The organism is Alicyclobacillus cycloheptanicus, from assembly GCF_028751525.1.
Classification (GTDB): domain Bacteria; phylum Bacillota; class Bacilli; order Alicyclobacillales; family Alicyclobacillaceae; genus Alicyclobacillus_L; species Alicyclobacillus_L cycloheptanicus.
Map to the genome: position 1 here is coordinate 1,458,515 of NZ_CP067097.1, position 17,511 is coordinate 1,476,025.

The 17,511-nt window shown below is 57.3% G+C and carries 13 protein-coding genes and 17 tRNA genes; 27 read left to right on the top strand and 3 right to left on the bottom strand.

Going from position 1 to position 17,511, the window contains the following annotated elements; translation table 11 throughout:
• Positions 1-5: 5 nt before the first annotated feature.
• Entirely contained in the window at positions 6-1,079 is a 1,074-nt protein-coding gene (locus JI721_RS06570; protein ID WP_274457250.1) for an aromatic ring-hydroxylating oxygenase subunit alpha, read from the bottom strand.
• 342 nt (positions 1,080-1,421) lie between these two features.
• On the opposite strand from JI721_RS06570, the gene JI721_RS06575 reads away from it, so the two are divergent.
• On the top strand, positions 1,422-3,122 hold the full coding sequence (locus JI721_RS06575) for a sigma-54 interaction domain-containing protein (protein WP_274457251.1): 1,701 nt from the start codon (positions 1,422-1,424) through the stop codon (positions 3,120-3,122).
• Between the two features lie 31 nt (positions 3,123-3,153).
• Positions 3,154-3,927 (top strand): alpha/beta hydrolase family protein, encoded by a 774-nt coding sequence (locus JI721_RS06580; protein ID WP_274457252.1) that lies wholly within the window; start codon positions 3,154-3,156, stop codon positions 3,925-3,927.
• A gap of 132 nt (positions 3,928-4,059) precedes the next feature.
• Here JI721_RS06580 and JI721_RS06585 read toward each other — a convergent pair whose 3' ends face one another.
• Complete coding sequence (locus JI721_RS06585; RefSeq protein WP_274457253.1) at positions 4,060-5,343, bottom strand: MFS transporter; 1,284 nt, start codon at positions 5,341-5,343, stop codon at positions 4,060-4,062.
• 384 nt (positions 5,344-5,727) lie between these two features.
• Positions 5,728-6,492, bottom strand: a complete 765-nt coding sequence (locus JI721_RS06590) for an IclR family transcriptional regulator (protein ID WP_407654079.1) — start codon at positions 6,490-6,492, stop codon at positions 5,728-5,730.
• A gap of 281 nt (positions 6,493-6,773) precedes the next feature.
• Between JI721_RS06590 and tcuA the strand changes: the two genes are divergently transcribed.
• The 25 genes from tcuA (at position 6,774) to JI721_RS06715 (ending at position 17,493) form a co-directional block, all read left to right on the top strand.
• Positions 6,774-8,201, top strand: coding sequence for an FAD-dependent tricarballylate dehydrogenase TcuA (tcuA, locus tag JI721_RS06595; protein ID WP_274457254.1), 1,428 nt, complete (start codon positions 6,774-6,776; stop codon positions 8,199-8,201).
• A 128-nt stretch (positions 8,202-8,329) separates the two neighbouring features.
• Positions 8,330-9,184, top strand: a complete 855-nt coding sequence (locus JI721_RS06600; protein ID WP_274457255.1) for an isocitrate lyase/PEP mutase family protein — start codon at positions 8,330-8,332, stop codon at positions 9,182-9,184.
• A 13-nt stretch (positions 9,185-9,197) separates the two neighbouring features.
• Positions 9,198-11,414, top strand: coding sequence for a xanthine dehydrogenase family protein molybdopterin-binding subunit (locus JI721_RS06605; RefSeq protein ID WP_274457256.1), 2,217 nt, complete (start codon positions 9,198-9,200; stop codon positions 11,412-11,414).
• Positions 11,411-11,935 carry a (2Fe-2S)-binding protein gene (locus tag JI721_RS06610; RefSeq protein ID WP_274457257.1) on the top strand — a complete coding sequence of 175 codons (525 nt, stop codon included), beginning with the start codon at positions 11,411-11,413 and terminating at the stop codon, positions 11,933-11,935. The genes JI721_RS06605 and JI721_RS06610 overlap by 4 nt, the downstream gene beginning before the upstream one ends.
• Positions 11,922-12,806, top strand: a complete 885-nt coding sequence (locus JI721_RS06615) for an FAD binding domain-containing protein (RefSeq protein WP_274457258.1) — start codon at positions 11,922-11,924, stop codon at positions 12,804-12,806. The genes JI721_RS06610 and JI721_RS06615 overlap by 14 nt, the downstream gene beginning before the upstream one ends.
• Positions 12,803-13,252 carry an SRPBCC family protein gene (locus JI721_RS06620; protein ID WP_274457259.1) on the top strand — a complete coding sequence of 150 codons (450 nt, stop codon included), beginning with the start codon at positions 12,803-12,805 and terminating at the stop codon, positions 13,250-13,252. Before JI721_RS06615 ends, JI721_RS06620 begins: the two co-directional genes overlap by 4 nt.
• Before the next feature lie 534 nt (positions 13,253-13,786).
• The gene (gene ltrA / locus JI721_RS06625; protein ID WP_274457260.1) at positions 13,787-15,190 is read left to right on the top strand and encodes a group II intron reverse transcriptase/maturase; all 1,404 of its coding nucleotides are present in this window, start codon (positions 13,787-13,789) and stop codon (positions 15,188-15,190) included.
• Positions 15,191-15,371: 181 nt separating this feature from the next.
• Positions 15,372-15,445, top strand: a tRNA-Gly gene (locus tag JI721_RS06630).
• A 3-nt stretch (positions 15,446-15,448) separates the two neighbouring features.
• Positions 15,449-15,521 (top strand) — tRNA-Lys (locus tag JI721_RS06635).
• A gap of 3 nt (positions 15,522-15,524) precedes the next feature.
• A tRNA-Ala gene (locus JI721_RS06640) sits at positions 15,525-15,600 on the top strand.
• Positions 15,601-15,604: 4 nt separating this feature from the next.
• Positions 15,605-15,679 (top strand) — tRNA-Asn (locus JI721_RS06645).
• A 1-nt stretch (position 15,680) separates the two neighbouring features.
• Positions 15,681-15,756: transfer RNA gene (locus JI721_RS06650), tRNA-Thr, on the top strand.
• Between the two features lie 17 nt (positions 15,757-15,773).
• Positions 15,774-15,848 (top strand) — tRNA-Glu (locus JI721_RS06655).
• A gap of 5 nt (positions 15,849-15,853) precedes the next feature.
• A tRNA-Gly gene (locus tag JI721_RS06660) sits at positions 15,854-15,928 on the top strand.
• A gap of 8 nt (positions 15,929-15,936) precedes the next feature.
• Positions 15,937-16,012, top strand: a tRNA-Met gene (locus JI721_RS06665).
• 2 nt (positions 16,013-16,014) lie between these two features.
• A tRNA-Phe gene (locus tag JI721_RS06670) sits at positions 16,015-16,090 on the top strand.
• A 49-nt stretch (positions 16,091-16,139) separates the two neighbouring features.
• Positions 16,140-16,213, top strand: a tRNA-Gln gene (locus JI721_RS06675).
• Positions 16,214-16,219: 6 nt separating this feature from the next.
• Positions 16,220-16,296 (top strand) — tRNA-Asp (locus JI721_RS06680).
• Between the two features lie 85 nt (positions 16,297-16,381).
• Positions 16,382-16,456, top strand: a tRNA-Thr gene (locus tag JI721_RS06685).
• A 1-nt stretch (position 16,457) separates the two neighbouring features.
• Positions 16,458-16,541 (top strand) — tRNA-Tyr (locus tag JI721_RS06690).
• Positions 16,542-16,552: 11 nt separating this feature from the next.
• Positions 16,553-16,628 (top strand) — tRNA-Lys (locus tag JI721_RS06695).
• Positions 16,629-16,631: 3 nt separating this feature from the next.
• Positions 16,632-16,724, top strand: a tRNA-Ser gene (locus tag JI721_RS06700).
• A 26-nt stretch (positions 16,725-16,750) separates the two neighbouring features.
• Positions 16,751-16,837 (top strand) — tRNA-Leu (locus JI721_RS06705).
• Positions 16,838-16,840: 3 nt separating this feature from the next.
• A tRNA-Ile gene (locus JI721_RS06710) sits at positions 16,841-16,917 on the top strand.
• A gap of 174 nt (positions 16,918-17,091) precedes the next feature.
• Positions 17,092-17,493: a DUF7376 domain-containing protein gene (locus JI721_RS06715; RefSeq protein ID WP_274457261.1), complete on the top strand. Its 402-nt coding sequence runs from the start codon at positions 17,092-17,094 to the stop codon at positions 17,491-17,493.
• The last annotated feature ends 18 nt before the right edge of the window (positions 17,494-17,511 follow it).

A 17,511-nucleotide genomic window follows, 5' to 3' on the forward strand; every position in this document is an offset into this window, starting at 1 on the left:
GTGCTTCACGAATTGAGCGCTTCACGCACCAGTCCATGAAACAGGCGCAGGCCATGTTCTGTTGGAGAGTACACACCTTGCCGAAATGCCGACGACCGCAGGCCGACTTGCTGAAGCTCGACCAGGTCGACATCTTCATCTGCGACCGTCTTCGCGAACGCGATGAGCTGCTTTTGCTCCTCGGTGGGTTCCACGCCCTTCACGTACACCGAGTAAATGCCAAGCGTGGTTTCTGCATCGATTGGAATCATCTGAATCGATCGGAAATTTCCTGGACCTGGGTAGATGGTGAACATGACATTCGGCCACAGCCAGTAGAACCGGCCTTCCCGGACTTCGGCGTCACCCAGGTCCGTGCGAGTCTCTTTCACGTTTGACCCCTGAATATTGCATTTGTCACGGTTCATGATTTGATACTTGGTCATATCCAGTGTTGACACGAACCCTGGATGGGCAATCGGGCAGTGATCGCACTCCAGATAGTTGTCAATGAACGTTTTCCAGTTGCAGTGAATGATGCGCTGTTCAGTATGATACAGGCTTAACTCCGAAAGGAAATTGAATTGCTTCAAGTCATTGAAAAAGTCCGCGAACTCTTGCGCCAGGGGTATGGGGTCCTCGCTCAAATTGACAAACATCAAGGAATTCTCAATCGCAATGTGCACCGACTTCAAACAATGGTCTTGTGCACAAAATCCCGTCGCACCCTTGAAATTGGGTGCCTGATGCAGGCTGCCATTGAGGTGAAACGTCCAGCCGTGGTACATGCATTGGAAAATTTTCTTCGATCCCGCCTCGTCCTGCACCAGCTTTGTGCCCCGATGCGGGCAGACGTTGTAGAATGCCCGGACCTCGTGGTCGTTCCCCCGGACGATGACAATGGGTTCGTCGGCAATCGTGCAGGTGATAAAGTCGCCAGGCTTCTCCACCAGCGCCTCGTGGCCCACGTACTGCCAGGACTTTTTGAAAATGTGTTCGTACTCGGTATGCAGAACCTGCTCTTCTACGTATAGGGAATACGGAAGCGTCATGTCAGTGTTGTCTTGCAAGCGTTTCCTTTTGTCCATGATCATCGCCATTTTGAAGTGCTCCTCTCCATCGTGTCTCTATAGCATCGGTGTGCGTGCCGTCGTGCACCTTGCTGGATGGTTCAGCAAATTGCGTGCCAGGGTTGCGCTACCGCCGCCATCACGTGCCGTCACAGGCGTGTTTTGTCCGTCAGCCTGCGGTCTCACGCGGATTTCTGGGTGGTTAAAGATGTTCTGCAGAGGACGTGTGGGAGCGCGGCTGAGACGCGGGTCTGCGGCCGTTGATGCAAAATTGGTTCATTTAGGGTTCTGTGTTGAGTCAAAATGAAGATTTTTGATTTAATTTTGACTCAATGTCGGGTAACATGGGCTTATCGGCGAGGGGGCTGCGACATGGAACTCCTGGATGTCCTGAATGTACTCGACACGCCCATCCTGCTGGTGAATCGTGCAGGACAGCTGGAATGGGCGAATCAGGCCGCGAAGGTCACGGTCTGTTCGGGGGTCGACCTCGATACCTGGAACCATGAACACAATCTTCCGCAAGGCTATTCCTACATCATGCACAAGGGTCCGTTTGGTCCGGACCGAACGCTCATTGAGTGCATTCGCCTGCCTGAGGGACCGGACGAGAACACGATTTGGGCGTTGAAACAGGAGAACACAGAGCTCGCGGAACTCATCAACTCTTCCCTGGATGAGTGGTACATCACGGATGGGGAAGGCATCACGCTGCAAGTGAATGACAAGGTTGAGCAGCTCTATGGCCCCTTGGTCGGCGGCTTGGTCGGCAAGTCCGTGTTCGAGTTGGAGCATCAACGGATTTTTTACCCGTCGGTCACGGCCCTGGTGCTGCGCCACCGCACCCAGCAAACTGTGCTGCAAAATACGGTGGATGGCAGGCGCCTCATTTCCACCGGGAACGCCATCTTCAATCCGGACGGTTCTATCAAGCGTGTCATATCGTACGCCAAGGATGTGACAGAGTTGGAACTGCTGACGCTGCCTGGACGAACCGGCAGCGATGTGCCGAATCCGCACAGAACTTTGCCGGCTCCGTTTATTTCCGGCAGCCCTGCGATGCGCCGGTGCATGGATTTGGCGCTTCGTGTCGCGCGTACGGAAGCGGCGGTCATGATTTTGGGCGAAACGGGTGTGGGGAAGAACCGAGTCGCAAAATCCATTCATGACGCGAGTCAACGTTCCGCTGGGCCGTTCGTCGAGATCAACTGTGCATCGATTCCGGAAGCCTTGCTGGAAAGTGAATTATTTGGGTACGAGCGGGGTTCCTTCACCGGTGCCAGGCGCGAGGGAAAACCAGGCAAAGTGGAACTGGCGCAGGGCGGGACGCTCTTTCTCAACGAAATTGGCGAATTGCCGCTACATCTACAGGGAAAATTGCTCGATTTGATTCAGGAGCACCGAATTGAACGAATCGGCTCGACGCGTCCCGCATACCTGGATGCGCGCATCATCACGGCGACGAACCGCAGCCTGCGGGAGATGGTTGCAGCTGGAACATTTCGCGCGGATTTGTACTATCGCTTGAATGTCGTGACGCTTCACATTCCGCCGCTGCGCGAGCGCAAGGAGGACATTGCGCGTCTTTGCGAGGTATATCTGGAACACTTCGTTCAACTGCACGGAAAGGATACGCGGGCGTGGAGCCAGGCAGCGCTCGCTTCCTTGACTGCGTATCCGTGGCCGGGGAATATTCGCGAATTGGAAAATATGATAGAGTACTTGGTAATTACCACGGACGAGCCCACCATTGGGCCGCATCATCTGCCGCAGGACCTGATGGGTACGGCGCACGAGGCTTTGCGCGGCGATGCCCACGACGGGCCGTCGTCAGGTTTCGCTTCTGACGGCACCGACCTTGCGCAGCATGCACAAGATGTGCAGGTCGTTGCGCCGGGGCGAGCGCTGCCGGGTCAGACGTTGAAAGCGTACATCCACGGCACAGAGCGCGAGCTGTATCGTCAGGCGCTTGCGGATGGGGCGAGTACCCGGGAGATTGCGGCCCGCTTGGGCGTGAGCCAGTCTACGGTGGTGCGGAAGTTGAGGCAGTTCGGTTTGCGGCAGCGCCGGTGACGGCGAGCAGTGCATGTTTGGGGGGAAGCGTGTGACGCAGAAGGCCATTGAACGGATTCACCAGGGGAGAATCTTGCGCGGGACCGAACATGTGCCAGCGGGGCCGGGGCCATTTCCTGCGGTGGTTCTCTATCACGGGTTTACCGCAACCCGGATTGAGCCCCACCGTTTGTTCGTGAAGATTTGCCGTCGGCTGGAACAACTGGGCATCGCCAGCTTTCGCTTTGACTTTTCAGGGAGCGGCGAGAGTGACGGGGATTTTGAAGAGGTGACCATTTCCGGTGAAATCGCCGAAGCGCATGCCATTCTGGACGGGGTGTTGGCCGATGCAAGGGTAGACCGTTCACGGGTGGCTTTGGCCGGGTTGAGCATGGGTGGGCTGATTGCCAGTCAGGTGGCGGGGGACCGCCCGTCGGATGTGCACAAGCTTGTGCTGATGGCAGCCGCTGGGGGCAACGTGCAGGAGATTGTGTCCGGGCTCTTGCGGGAGAGCGGAGCGGATGTCCACGCACCAGCTGCTGCCTACGACTATCAGGGCAACTGGGTGTCTCGCGCCCTGCTTGAGGACTTGTGTACGTTCGATGTGTACCCGCGAGCCCAGGCGTACAAGGGGCCGGTCCTCATTGTGCACGGGCGTGCGGATGAGGTGGTGCCGAGCGAAACGGCGGAGGCATATCAAACGCAGGCGTATTTCGGACGCGCCCAGGTCCGCTGCATCGAGGGGGCAAATCACACGTTTGACCGCGCGGAATGGGAATCTGCGCTGATAGATGAACTTGTCGGGTTTCTCAAGCCAGCGGACTGAATCACGCAAACACCGAGCTGTCCTGTGTTGGCGCAAGGACAGCTCGGTGCATTTTTGGATGATGGGACGGGTGCTGCGCGCGTAGGTTGTGCTTCGTCCAAACGACGCGCTCCGTACCTTGCTAACGGAACCCTATACTTCCACCGGTGCGGCGGCGGCAGCGTGATCGTCCGTGATGGGCTCATCGAGGCTGTCCAGCGAGATGTCCTTGGTCTCCCGGAATACCCAAGCCCACAACCCCAGTGCCATGAATTCAGCTGCACCGATGAGGATGATGGGTTTGTAGCCATAGATTGGGAAGATGGCTGCGGTAATCAAGGGTGGAATGAAAGCCAATCCTCGACCGATTTGCAAGGACCAGGACACCCCGGTGCTGCGGATGTCTGTTGGGAACATCTCACTGAAGAGTGAACCGAAAACGGTGGCGCCGTTGGACCCGAAGTAGAGCAGGAAGAACGGAATCAAAATCAGGGAAGAATTGAGCAGCGATTTCCAGCTCAAGAACAGCCACAAGCCTCCGAGTGCGGCGATGAATGCCAGGTAACAGAGGGTGATTCGGCGCCCCCACTTGTCCGCCGTGTATCCGCCCACCACTGCGCCGACCAATCCGGCAAAGGCTGTGAAGAACAGCCACCACGCGGCGTGACCCATGCTGAAGTGCTCGTTGTCGACCAGGTAGGTGGGTAAAAACGTCGTGATCCCATAGTAGGCAAAGAACTGGAAGACGGATGCGATTAAGCAGATGATGAAGGGCAGCCAGAAGCGTTTCGCGCCATATTTTGCGGTTTGCAAGGGACGTTTGCGTTTGGCGACCTTTTGTTCCCACACATCCGATTCGTCAATCCGGCCGCGAATGTAGGCGGCTAACAGGGCGGGAATGGCCGACAGCGCGAAGGTCCAGCGCCAGCCAACGACCGGCAGAACGTATCCACCCACGGCAGCTCCGCCGGCGATCCCGATGAAGATGCCGCCGTACAGCAGGCCGCTCCAGAAGCCGCGTTGTTTCGAGGGCACAATTTCGCTGACGAGGGCTTGTCCGACGCCGTACTCGCCGCCGATGCCAAACCCTGCGATGCCTGTCCAAATCACGAGCCAAGCGTAATCGAACGAAAACGCGCGCATCAAGGTGCCGATGCCGTACAGGATGACGGTGTACATGAGCATGCCCTTGCGGCCGACGCGGTCGCCAAGCACCCCGAACAACATGCCGCCGAGGGCGAGGCCGGCCAGCTGAATGGACTCCAGCGCAGCCGTTTGGCCAGTACTCAGGTGGAGTGAATGGGCCATGGGAATGATGACGAAGCTGAGCAAGAAGACTTCATAGTAGTCGAACACCCAGCCAATGAGTGCTGCGAAAAAGGCCTGATACTGCGTGCGGCCCATTTTCTGCGACTCGTACATAAATTGCGTAGACATCGTAGAAAACCTCCCTTTCCTCACATTCGAAGTGCTGAATCATATTGGGCGCTGCTGGGCGCCTGGCTGCAAAGCGATGTGCGAACGCTTACACGTTTGGAACCACCTCCACCGTCCTGAGTTGAATCTCCCGGGTAAACGCTGTCACGAACTACAAAATCAAAGATCGATGGTGGATAGATGACGGACATCAGGACGTGCATTTGGGATTTGTACCGAATTTCGGACCTTTGATACCGAATAACGATACAACGATGAGGAGATTTTACTATGGTCAAACGATAAATGCAATTATGAAAAAGAATGAAAAAAAGGGCCCTGTGACAGGGCCGTCATACCAGACGTCAAAGGTTGAAACAACGGGATGTCAGTGGAAGGGAGACGTCAGTCTCTGGGCATCCAACCGAGTTCTTTTGAAACTTGATTGGCCTTTTGTTTCACGCGGTTGGCTAAATCGCCGCCTTGTTCCTGATATTCCCGGATTCGATAATCGGTTGCGAGGATGCTCAACCCGCCGACCACGGTCCCCTGATGGTTGAAAATGGGGGCTGCGATGGCGGCTGCGCCGGTTTCGAGTTCGGAGAAACTCATCGAGTACCCGTTTTTTCTGGACTCCTCCAGCACTTGGCGAAGGACGGCCTTGTCGGTGATGGTTCCGGCCGCCATCTTCACCATTTGGACCGACTCAATGTAGGCCTCTCGACGGCTTGGTTCCATGAACGCGAGGAGAATCCGCGGGCACGCGCCGGCATAGTAGGGGGCGCGCCGCCCGACCCGCGTGTAGACTCTGACCATTTGGCTTGTATCGACTTTTTCCACATACATCGCCTCATCGCCATGCGGGACCACCAAAGCGACCGCTTCGTCGACTTCATCGCGCAGCTCAATCATGTAAGGCAGGGCAATGCGCCGGATATCGAGGCGTTCTGCGACCAGTTGCCCGAAGTGCAGAAAGGAAAGGCCAAGGCAGTACTTTTTGTCGGCTCGTTTGGAGATGAACTCCATGTCTTCGAGCGACCGAATCATGCGCATCACCGAAGTCTTTGGCGATCCCGTTAAGTTGACGATGTCATTCAGTGATAATGCCTCATGCTGCTCAAAGAGTTTGAGGATGTTCATAGACTTGACGACGACTTCGTTTCTAGCCACGTTGTGCACCACCCAAAAGGTCCGAATTTCGGAATTATGAAACCGAATATTGACTTTCTCTGACTCGTATCATACTATTCCCATCATAACGGGGCAATCAGTTGACCGGGTCGCTTTGCTTGTCGGAACACACTGATGCTTTCACCAGTTTAGCCAAATCTTGTGAAGTCTGCACTTGTTTTTGGGGAAGCGGCGGTGCGGGCTGCGTCACGGCAAAGAAGCTCGGCGAGCCTACCATCTCTTTCTCACAGGCGAGCGGACATTCTTGGGGAGGTAGACAGATGGCGAACGATTTTGATTTTGACATTGTCGTGGTAGGCTGCGGCGTGGCTGGGACGGCTGCTGCGCTGTCGGCTGCGGAGCAAGCGAGGAAAAGCGGGAGTTCAGCACGGATTGCCATCCTGGAACGGGCCGACTATGACCACAGAGGCGGCAATTCACGGTGGACCGCTGCCTACTTGCGCATGGAAAATCTGACGCAGGTCGCAGAAAATTTTGTGGAAGACATGGTGCGGTTCTCAGACGGATATTCGGACCGGGACTACATCGAAGTGCTGGCCCGCGAGGCTGGCGAGACCCTGCAATGGGTGCACGAAAAAGGGGTCGACTTCGATTATCTGCCGACGATGTTTCTGACTTCGTCCAAGCCCAGGATGCTGCCCGTCGGCGGCGGCCGCGCGGTAATTGACGCACTCAGCCGGCGTGCCGAAGCGCTCGGTGTGCAAATCATCTATGAGACCACCGCATGGCAGTTGCTGCTGGATGACGAAGGTGCCATCGAAGGGCTGAACGTCCGCGTGAAGGGCGGTCACTCGCTGCGTCTCGGGACCCGAGCGGTCATCTTGGCGGCGGGTGGCTTTGAAGGCAACCCGGAGATGATGTCCCAGTACATTGGCCGAGATGCGCACAAAATTCCGACCATTGCAGAAGGCGGCCACTACAACAAGGGTGAGGCGATTCGCATGGCCATGGCCATCGGCGCCAAGGTGTCTGGGCAATGGGACTCCTTCCACGCCGAGCCTGTGGACCCCAGGAGCAACCGCGAAGAAGCCACCGTCATGACGTATCCATACGCCATTCTCGTGGACAAGTATGGGAAGCGGTTTGTGGATGAGGGCGAGTCAACCGTCGACGAGCAGTATGAAGCGGTTGCGCGGAAAATCTACTTTGAACTGCCAGGGCGAATCGCCTATATGATCAGCGACCAAAAAATGTTCGACATCCCCAACTATGAACGGGCATTGCAGACCGAACAACCCCCCATCGAGGCGGATACCTTGGAAGAGCTGGCGCAGAAAATTGATGTTCCGGTGGAAGCGCTTGTGGAAACCGTTCGCGCCTACAATGCGGCGATTCAACCCGGGGAATTCCATTGGGACCGAAAGGACGGCAAACAAGCCGTCAACATCACGCCGCCGAAGTCTAACTGGGCGATCCCGATTGACAAAGCACCCTACGTCGCCTACCCGGTGGTCTGCTCGATTGTGTTCTCGTACGGCGGCTTGTCCACGGACGTGAATGGGCGCGTGCTGTCCGCGGATGATGAAGTGATTCCAGGCCTGTATGCGGCGGGTGAAATCACCGGGCTGTACTATGGCAAGTACCCGGGTGCGACCTCCGTTTTGCGGGGGCTGGTGTTTGGCCGCCGGGCCGGTCTGGATGTCATCTCGTACCTGAAAGACCACCTCCCCTTGTCGCAAACGTCTTGATTTCTTCGGGGCTGCGGACTGCGCCCCTTTCTTTTCATCAGCTGCATTGAATCCGGGCGCCCGCACGGTGGTGGGGCGTCTGGTATCCTGTAAGCACATGCTTCCACAGCAGCGGGAGGAGGACTCATATGAGTACAGCAAAGCGTTTGCGCGAGATTGTCAATCAACAAAAGGGGACCATCGTTCCGGGTGCGCCCAATGCGGTGATGGCCAGAGTCATTGAAGAAACCGGCTTTCCCGTTGTGTTCTTAAGCGGTGCCGGCATTTCCAATTGGAAACTGGCGATTGCAGATTACGGCCTGACGACGCTCACCGAAGTCGTGGAAGTGACGGCGGAGGTGACGTCTGCCGTGTCCATTCCAGTGTTGGTGGACGCGGATACGGGGTATGGGAATCCCTTGAACGTGATTCGCACCGTACGCGAACTGGAACGAGCGGGCGCCGCGGGCATCATGCTGGAAGACCAGGTGTTCCCCAAGCGGTGCGGACACTTTGACCATAAGCAGGTCATTCCGGCGGACGAAATGGTCCAGAAAATCAAGGCGGCGACGGACAGCCGGGTCAATGAAGACGTGATCATTGTGGCGCGTACGGATGCCATCGCAGTGGATGGGATTGAGGCTGCGATTGAGCGCGCGCATCAATACCACGAGGCCGGTGCGGACGTGACCTTTGTCGAAGCGCCTCAAACGTACGATCAAATGAAGAGAATTGGGCAGCTGCCCTGGCCGCAGGTGGCGAACATGGTAGAGGGCGGCAAGACGCCGATTCTACCCCAGCAGGAGCTGCAGGAAATTGGTTTTTCCTTGATTTATTACGCGAACGCGATTCCGAGAGCAGCGCTGCGCGCTGCGTTTGAAGCAGCCCGGAAGCTCATGGAGACGGGCACCAGTGTGGATATTCCCATGCTTTCGTGGCAGGAGCGGCAATCGCTCGTCAAACTTCCGGAGTTGTCGGCTCTGGAGAAACGATATCAAGTGTAAGGAGGTGTCAACCGTGCCGGTTACGCAAGCTCCTCCTTCCGCACGGAAGCTCACGCGCGTCGACGGGATGTTGAAGGTTCGCGGTGAGGCCAAGTACACCGACGACATTTCCCTTCCCAATATGTTGTACGGCGCGGTTTTGCGCAGTCCCTACCCGCATGCAAGAATTGTCTCCATCCATGTGGATGAGGCGCTGGCACTGCCGGGCGTCGTCGCGGTTCTGACGGCACAGGACATTCCTTATGGGCGGTTTGGCCGGTCGATTTGGGACATTCCGGTGTTGGCGAAGGACAAGGTGTTGTTTGTCGGAGACAGGGTCGCTGCGGTGGCGGCGATTTCGGAAGAAGTGGCGCAGGAAGCCTTAACGTTGATTGATGTAGAGTATGAACCACTGCCTGCGGTGTTTGATGCGAGAGAAGCGCTGCAAGCGGATGCGCCCGTGTTGCATGACGCGCCATGGCTGTACAGAGGGTCAGTCACGCACGAAGGCGACCATCCGAATCTGCAGTCGCGCGTTGTGCTTGCCAACGGGGGAGAGGTTTCAGAAGCCCTCGCGCAGTCGAAATATGTGTTCACGGATACATTCTGTACCGGCACGCGGCATCAGGGCTACTTGGAGCCGCACGCCTGCATTGCGCGTGTGGACGAAGACGAGGTGGAAATCTGGGCGCCCAATAAGGCCCCCTATCGACTCCGACAGCAGCTGGCGGAGTGGATGGGCGTCGAGCAGACGCAGGTCCACATTCACCCTGTGTTCATTGGCGGCGATTTTGGCGGCAAGGGTTCGCCGATGGAGATCCCGCTCACGATTTCGCTGGCGCAGGCGACGGGGCGCCCGGTCAAGCTGCGGATGTCGTACGCCGAGGACCTCATGGCGGCCGACCCGCGCCATTCGTCATCCGTGACCGTTCGACTGGGGCTGAATGAAGAAGGCCGTTTCACGGCCCTGGAAGTGGACGCAGTGTTGAACGGCGGCGCGTACGCTGGGTTCAAGCCGATGGCCGATGTCAACTTGATTGGGATTCCGGATGCAGGCTCAGCCTATCGGATTCCGTCGATTCGGATTCAAAGCACCATCGCGTATACCAACACGGTGCCGCGGGGCCATGCGAGAGCGCCGGGATCGGTCCAGATGCATTTTCCGGTCGAGAGTCTGATTGACATGGCGGCACGCGAGCTTGGCATCGACCCGCTGGTGATTCGCGAACGCAACATGCTGCAGGACGGGGACAAATCCCCACTTGGCGACCCTTATCTCGAAGTTCGCTCGAGAGAGACGCTGGAGGCCGCGAAAGCCCTGCTGTCACAGGCGGACACACCGCCCCTGCCGGAGGAAGGCGATTGGGCACGGGGCGTGGGATATACGTTTTATCAGCGGCCGACCCACGGCGGTGTCACCGAGATTGGCCTGGAACCGACGCGTTCGGGCGAACTCATTGTGCATGTCCCGTTTCCCGACCAGGGCGGGGGGCAGCTGACACTGGGCAGAAACATCTTGAGCAGGCTGTTGTCGATGCCGCCGCATCTCATCACCGTTCGTCAGGCGGAGACGAGTGAATTGAAGTGGGACACGGGGTGCGGCGGAAGCCGCGTGACGGTGACGGCCAGTGAGGCGCTTCATCAGGCAGGAAAGCAGCTGTTGTCCGTTCTGCATGAACGATTCCACCTGCCAAATGGGTATACGCTGCCTGATTTGCAGAGAGCTCTATCCGATTTTGCGGCAGCGTGGGAAGGAAATTGGCTGCGTGTCAGCCACAATGCCAACGACATCGAACATGTCTGTTCATACAATGTGACCATTGCGGTCGTCCGCGTTGACCGGGGCACCGGCCAAATCGTGGTGGAGGACATCTATGCGGCCTACGACGTCGCCAATATCATCAATCCCACCTCCCACTACTTGCAGCTCGAAGGCGGCGTCATCTTCGGGTTTGGGGAGGCTGTGCTGGAAGACCTGATGATTGAAGATGGACGTGTCACCCACGCGAGTCTGGGCGAGTACAAGCTGCCTTCCATGGAGGATATTCCGCGCGTGCATATGGCGCTCGTGGAGGGTGGACGCGGCATTGGCGAGGAAAATGTGAAAGCCGCAGGGGAATTGTCCAACGTGGCTGTGCCGGCGGCGATTGCCAATGCGATTGCCGACGCGGTCGGTGTTCGGATGAAGGCACTGCCCATCACGGCCGAACAGGTATACTTTGCACTCCGCGCGAAGGAGGATGCGAGATGACGGAATCACTTGAGCTGCATGTGAATGGCGAGCGCATCGTCGCTGAGGTGGAGGCCGGCACCCTGCTCATCGATTTTCTTCGGAAAGAACTTCATCTGACGGGTACGAAAGAGGCCTGCTCGATTGGGATTTGCGGCCTGTGCACCGTGTTTTTGAACGGGAAAACGGTCAGTTCGTGCCTGATGCCGGCGGTTTTTGCAAACGGCGGCCACCTCTTCACGGCTGAAGGCCTGCAGGCGGTGATGGATCGCGATGATGTGCCGGAAGGCGCCCCTGACCCGAAGTTATGGCGGATCGTGCAAGAGTCGTTTGTGGAATGTGAAGGCCTGCAATGCGGGATTTGCACGCCTGGACAGGTCATGTCGGCGGTTGGTTTGCTGAAGGAAAACCACCGGCCGACCGTGGATGAGATTCGCCACTTCATGGCGGGAAACCTGTGCCGCTGCACAGGCTATCAATCCATCATCAGGGCCATCGAACTTGCGGCGGAACGGTGGGGGCAAGAACATGCAGCCGTTTAAACTGTCATTCCCCACAACGGTCGATGAAGCATTGTCACTGCAGGACACAGAGGCGGAAGCGATTTTCTGGGGCGGCGGCGCGGCCTCCACGATTTTGATGAAGCAGGGGCTGCTGGCGCCGGACCTGGTGATTGGCCTGGAGCGGGTTTCGGAACTTTACGGCATCTCGCGGCTGCCGGACGGGGCGGTGCGCCTGGGCGCGATGACGCGCCTGCGCGACATTGAGCTCTCGCCGTTTTTGGCGGGCGTGATCCCCAGCTTGTCGGAAACCGCCAGCGTCATCGCAAACGTTCGGGTGCGAAACGTCGCGACGCTGGGCGGGCACCTGGTCCATGCCGATCCGGCGCAGGACCTGCCGCCGCTGCTGCTGGCGCTGGACGCCAGCGTGAAGCTGCGCTCCGCGGATGCGGAACGAACGGTCCCGCTGGATGCGTTCTTTGTAGATACGATGGAAACGGCGATTGCCCCGGACGAAATCATGATGGATGTGACCATTCCTGCCGCCGCGATCGCCAGGCGGTCGCGCTATGTGAAGTTTCGGCCGCGCAGCCAGGACGACTACTGCACGGTGGGTGTGGCGGCCAGCGTGGCGTTTGCGGCAGACGGGCACACCATTGCGGACGTACGCATCGCAGTGGGCGGGGCGGGTCCGGTGGCCTGCCGGATCGCCGATGCGGAGCAGCTTCTGATTGGGCATGAGGTGAACGACGGCCGTTTGGACGACGTCTCTGAGGTGGTCCGCAATACGGTCGAGCCTTGGGACGATGCCAGGGGCAGCGAGCAGTACAAGCGAGACATGGCAGCGGTGTGGACGAAACGCGTGCTGCGTTCTTTGGTGGACCAGAAATCGGACAAGGGGATGAGAGCGTGAATTTTACCTATCACGTGGACGTACAGAGTTCAGTGGAAGAAACCTGGCGCAAGCTTCAGGATACGCTGGCGATGGTTCACTGCATTCCGGGCGTGGAAGAGGCCGAGGAGTCGGCCCCGGGCCATTTTGACGTGAAAATCATGACCAAGCTGGGTCCGATTGCGCTTCGGTTCAAGGGAAGTGCAGATTTGGTGGTGGACGAGGCTGACCAGGTGATGGAGGCGACGGTCTCGATGTCCGACTCCCGCTCTGGCAATGTTTACGGGAAGTTCCGTATGAAGCTCGGGCCAAACGCGGCGGGCGAGGGTTCCGTCCTTCAGATTGACGCGGATGTTGTCATTGCAGGCAAGCTGGGCGAACTCGCGCAGCCGTTGATCAAGCGGAAGGCGGACCAGATTGTCCGGGAGTTTTCACAAAACCTGACGAATTATTTGCAGGCAGCCTAATCGCCTGAGCAGCGGGCGGCAGCTGGTCTTCGGACGAGCAGGCAGCCGCTGTTGCCTGATGGGCAGCGGCCGCATCTGCGACCGTTTGGATGGGTTGTCAGTGAGCGCTGACAACCCATTCTGGTTGTACGCCCGGCATGGGCGGTTCTCTATAGGGTGAAAGTCCCGAATGGGGGTTGGCGACATACCTACCATAGCCAAGAGCAAGGGTGTCTGCTGTGAGGCAGAATCTGAAGGAAGCTGGAGGCAAACTCTCGACCCGAGGTACACGAACCGCATTTGAGGCTGTCATAACTGGATGAGTTGCCTACACACAACAAAGTCCGAAGTCGCCAAGGGTTGTGGCAGTAGACTGCGGCGGGTGCATGAGAGGAAAGAGGCTGCTCTTATCCGGGGAGACCTGTCTGGTACACCGGTAGAGCCGGCAACCGTCGTCGAGAGGCGACGCTGAACGGACAGGAGTCAGCAGAGGCCATAGTACGCAGACATGCGTATGTCTGCGGAAGGGCTGAACATGAAACGAGGATGGACTGGATGCGTTCGTATGACGAGCAAAGACAGCAGAATATCCCGCAAGGGGCCTCCATCCAGAGGGTAGCGGTGAAGCCGCGAGAGGCTGGAGAGCGAGGGCCGAGTTCGTCATCGGCACAAGGACAGACCCCATCCTGCGAAGACAGTACCAACTTGCTGGAAAGAATGTTACAGCGAGAGAATATGTTGCTCGCCCTCAAGCGAGTTGAGTCGAACAAAGGAGCGCCGGGCACGGACGGAGTGACGGTAGAACAACTACGGTCGTACGTCCAGATGCACTGGGCTGACATTCGTCAGCAGCTGCTCACAGGAGCTTACAAGCCTCAACCGGTCAGGCGGGTCGAAATTCCGAAACCCGGAGGCGGGATGAGGAAGCTGGGGATTCCTACTGTGTTGGACCGACTCATCCAGCAAGCACTTCTCCAGGTGCTCACACCGATCTTTGATTCTGGATTCTCACCAAACAGCTTTGGGTTCCGTCCTGGGCGGAAAGCCCACGACGCGGTGAAGAAGGCCCAGGAGTACATCCGGGAAGGTTATGCGTGGACAGTTGACATGGACTTGGCAGCGTTCTTCGACCGCGTGAACCACGACATGCTGATGGCACGAGTGGCACGAAAAGTGGAGGACAAGCGAATTCTGAAACTCATCCGTGCCTACCTGAACGCGGGTGTATTAGAGAACGGGGTCGTGGTGCGAAGTGAAGAGGGTACACCGCAAGGTGGCCCGCTCAGCCCCCTTCTGGCGAACATTCTGCTGGATGACTTCGACCAAGAGCTCACAAAGCGTGGGCACAAGTTCGTCCGCTACGCGGACGACTGCAACATTTACGTCAAGTCGCGCAGAGCGGGCGAACGAGTGATGACCTCGCTCACGAGATACCTGGAAGAAGACCCGAAACTCAAGGTCAATCGAGACAAGAGTGCCGTAGACAGACCACAGCGACGAAAGTTTCTGGGGTTCAGTTTTCTATACGGAAAGCAGGCTCCGATTCGATTGGCTGACAGGACCATTGAGCGATTCAAAGACAGGGTCCGCCAGATGACCAGCCGGACACGAAGCATGCCATTGTCCGAGCGGATAAGGCAACTCAATGCATACATCATGGGTTGGGTGGCTTACTTCCGGGTTGCACAGATGAAAGGGCATTGCGAACGGTTGGATGAATGGATACGACGGAGACTTCGAATGTGCATTTGGAAACAGTGGAAACGGGTCAAAACCCGATATCGCAAACTCCGAGCACTCGAACAACCCGAGTGGATCGTGCACATGATGGCGAATTCGCGTCGCGGGCCGTGGCTAATGGCGAAGAATCTGAACAAAGCCATGGACAAGACGTATTTTGAAGCGCTGGGTCTGAAGAGTCTAAAGGAAAGGTACCTGGAACTTCGTGGTGTTTCATGAACCGCCTAGTGCGGACCCGCATGCTAGGTGGTGTGAGAGGTCGGGGGCTAGCCGCCCCCTCCTACTCGATTAGAAATAAATTCCATTGATTCGCACGGGAGATCCGTGGTAAATTAGCAAACGTCGCTGTGATTTGTCGTGGCAGACGCGTGACTCATCAGGATGTCACCTTACATCGCTCGCGGGTGTAGTTCAATGGTAGAACTCCAGCCTTCCAAGCTGGTCGCGTGGGTTCGATTCCCATCACCCGCTCCAAATGAGCCATTAGCTCAGTTGGTAGAGCACCTGACTTTTAATCAGGGTGTCGGTGGTTCGAGTCCACCATGGCTCATACGGGGGTATAGCTCAGCTGGGAGAGCACCTGCTTTGCACGCAGGGGGTCATCGGTTCGAATCCGTTTACCTCCACCAGTCTTCCTCGATAGCTCAGCGGTAGAGCATCCGGCTGTTAACCGGAGGGTCGTAGGTTCGAATCCTACTCGGGGAGCCATGCTCCCATAGCTCAGTCGGCAGAGCGCATCCATGGTAAGGATGAGGTCATCGGTTCGAATCCGATTGGGAGCTCCAGAGCCTTATCAAAGATTGGCCCCATGGTCAAGCGGTTAAGACACCGCCCTTTCACGGCGGTAACAGGGGTTCGAGTCCCCTTGGGGTCACCATACATGCGGAAGTGGCTCAGGGGTAGAGCATCGCCTTGCCAAGGCGAGGGTCGCGGGTTCGAATCCCGTCTTCCGCTCCAGTTTTCATCGCGGGGTGGAGCAGTTGGCAGCTCGTCGGGCTCATAACCCGAAGGTCGCAGGTTCGAGTCCTGCCCCCGCAACCAATGGCTCGGTAGCTCAGTCGGTAGAGCAGAGGACTGAAAATCCTCGTGTCGGCGGTTCGATTCCGTCCCGAGCCACCATGATGGTGCGCACATCGTGATCGTACAGTCATGGGATGCAGCAGAACGGTGCCGAATGGTGTAATGGTAGCACGACTGACTCTGGATCAGTTAGTCTAGGTTCGAGTCCTAGTTCGGCAGCCAATTTGTGGAGCTGTGGTGTAGAGGCCTAACATGCCTGCCTGTCACGCAGGAGACCGCGGGTTCGAATCCCGTCAGCTCCGCCAGTTTCCATCGGCGCAGCGCAGTTGGTTAGAGCGCACGTCGTACCCGTGGCGCCGTGGTGTGAATCCACCCGCTGCGATCGGTGAGGCCACCTTGGCTCAGGGGTAGAGCGGCTCACTCGTAATGAGCAGGTCGTCGGTTCGAATCCGACAGGTGGCTCCATGGAGGGGTACCAAAGTGGCCAAATGGGGCGGACTGTAAATCCGTTGCGAAAGCTTCGAAGGTTCGAATCCTTCCCCCTCCACCAGGTAAGTCCATGGGTCATTAGCTCAATTGGTAGAGCATCCGACTCTTAATCGGCAGGTTGAAGGTTCGAGTCCTTCATGACCCACCACATGGAGTGATGGCCGAGTCGGTCGAAGGCGCTCGCCTGCTAAGCGAGTATACGCCACAAAGCGTATCGAGGGTTCGAATCCCTCTCACTCCGCCAGCAACAAGGCGTCAATTACATCGCATGCGGTCGTGGCGGAATTGGCAGACGCGCAAGATTCAGGTTCTTGTGGGGGCAACCCCGTGGAGGTTCAAGTCCTCTCGACCGCACCATATGGGCCTATAGCTCAGCTGGCTAGAGCGCACGACTGATAATCGTGAGGTCAGAGGTTCGAGTCCTCTTAGGCCCACCAGTGGATGAAAGACGCTGCAGACGCTGCTGCAAATTGAAAAGTGTGCAAGTAAGGAGATGGAAGGGCCGAGGGCGCCTTCCATCTTTTTTCATGGATGTGTTCGCGTCCTATCGCGTCATAACCGGCCGAGCCTCTCATAGACATTAGTGTACGAGACAGGGAGGGGGGCTCGACGTGCGGGACGACATTCCAAAATCCGTTCAGGATGCGGTTGACCAATATATCGAAGTGTACCGGGTGTACAAGCAGCTTGAGGAACGGATGCAGGAGATGCGGAACATCATTGAGCCGTACATGAAGGCCAACGACGTGCAGGTGATTTCAGACCGTCAGCACAGCGGCAAGATTCATCTGACCGTTCAGGAGCGGGCAAAGGTGACTTCCAGGTATACCTTGTATGATGTCGACGCACTGTCACAGCTGCTCGATTCTACTATGATGAAGAAGTGTCTGGTGGAAGTGGTCGACAAGGAGAAAGTCGAAGCGCTCTGCAAAATGGGCGAACTGCCCGAGGAAGTTTCTACGTGCAGGTCCGTGTCACCCACGTACAGTTTCAGCGTTCGGCTGACGAAGTGACCGATGAAACCGGTGTGA

Coding starts and splice junctions, on each gene's coding strand:
- JI721_RS06585 (WP_274457253.1), bottom strand. CDS start 5,343: ATGTCTACGCAATTTATGTACGAGTCGCAGAAAATGGGCCGCACGCAG.
- JI721_RS06570 (WP_274457250.1), bottom strand. CDS start 1,079: ATGGCGATGATCATGGACAAAAGGAAACGCTTGCAAGACAACACTGAC.
- JI721_RS06600 (WP_274457255.1), top strand. CDS start 8,330: ATGAGTACAGCAAAGCGTTTGCGCGAGATTGTCAATCAACAAAAGGGG.
- ltrA (WP_274457260.1), top strand. CDS start 13,787: ATGCGTTCGTATGACGAGCAAAGACAGCAGAATATCCCGCAAGGGGCC.
- JI721_RS06610 (WP_274457257.1), top strand. CDS start 11,411: ATGACGGAATCACTTGAGCTGCATGTGAATGGCGAGCGCATCGTCGCT.
- JI721_RS06615 (WP_274457258.1), top strand. CDS start 11,922: ATGCAGCCGTTTAAACTGTCATTCCCCACAACGGTCGATGAAGCATTG.
- JI721_RS06575 (WP_274457251.1), top strand. CDS start 1,422: ATGGAACTCCTGGATGTCCTGAATGTACTCGACACGCCCATCCTGCTG.
- tcuA (WP_274457254.1), top strand. CDS start 6,774: ATGGCGAACGATTTTGATTTTGACATTGTCGTGGTAGGCTGCGGCGTG.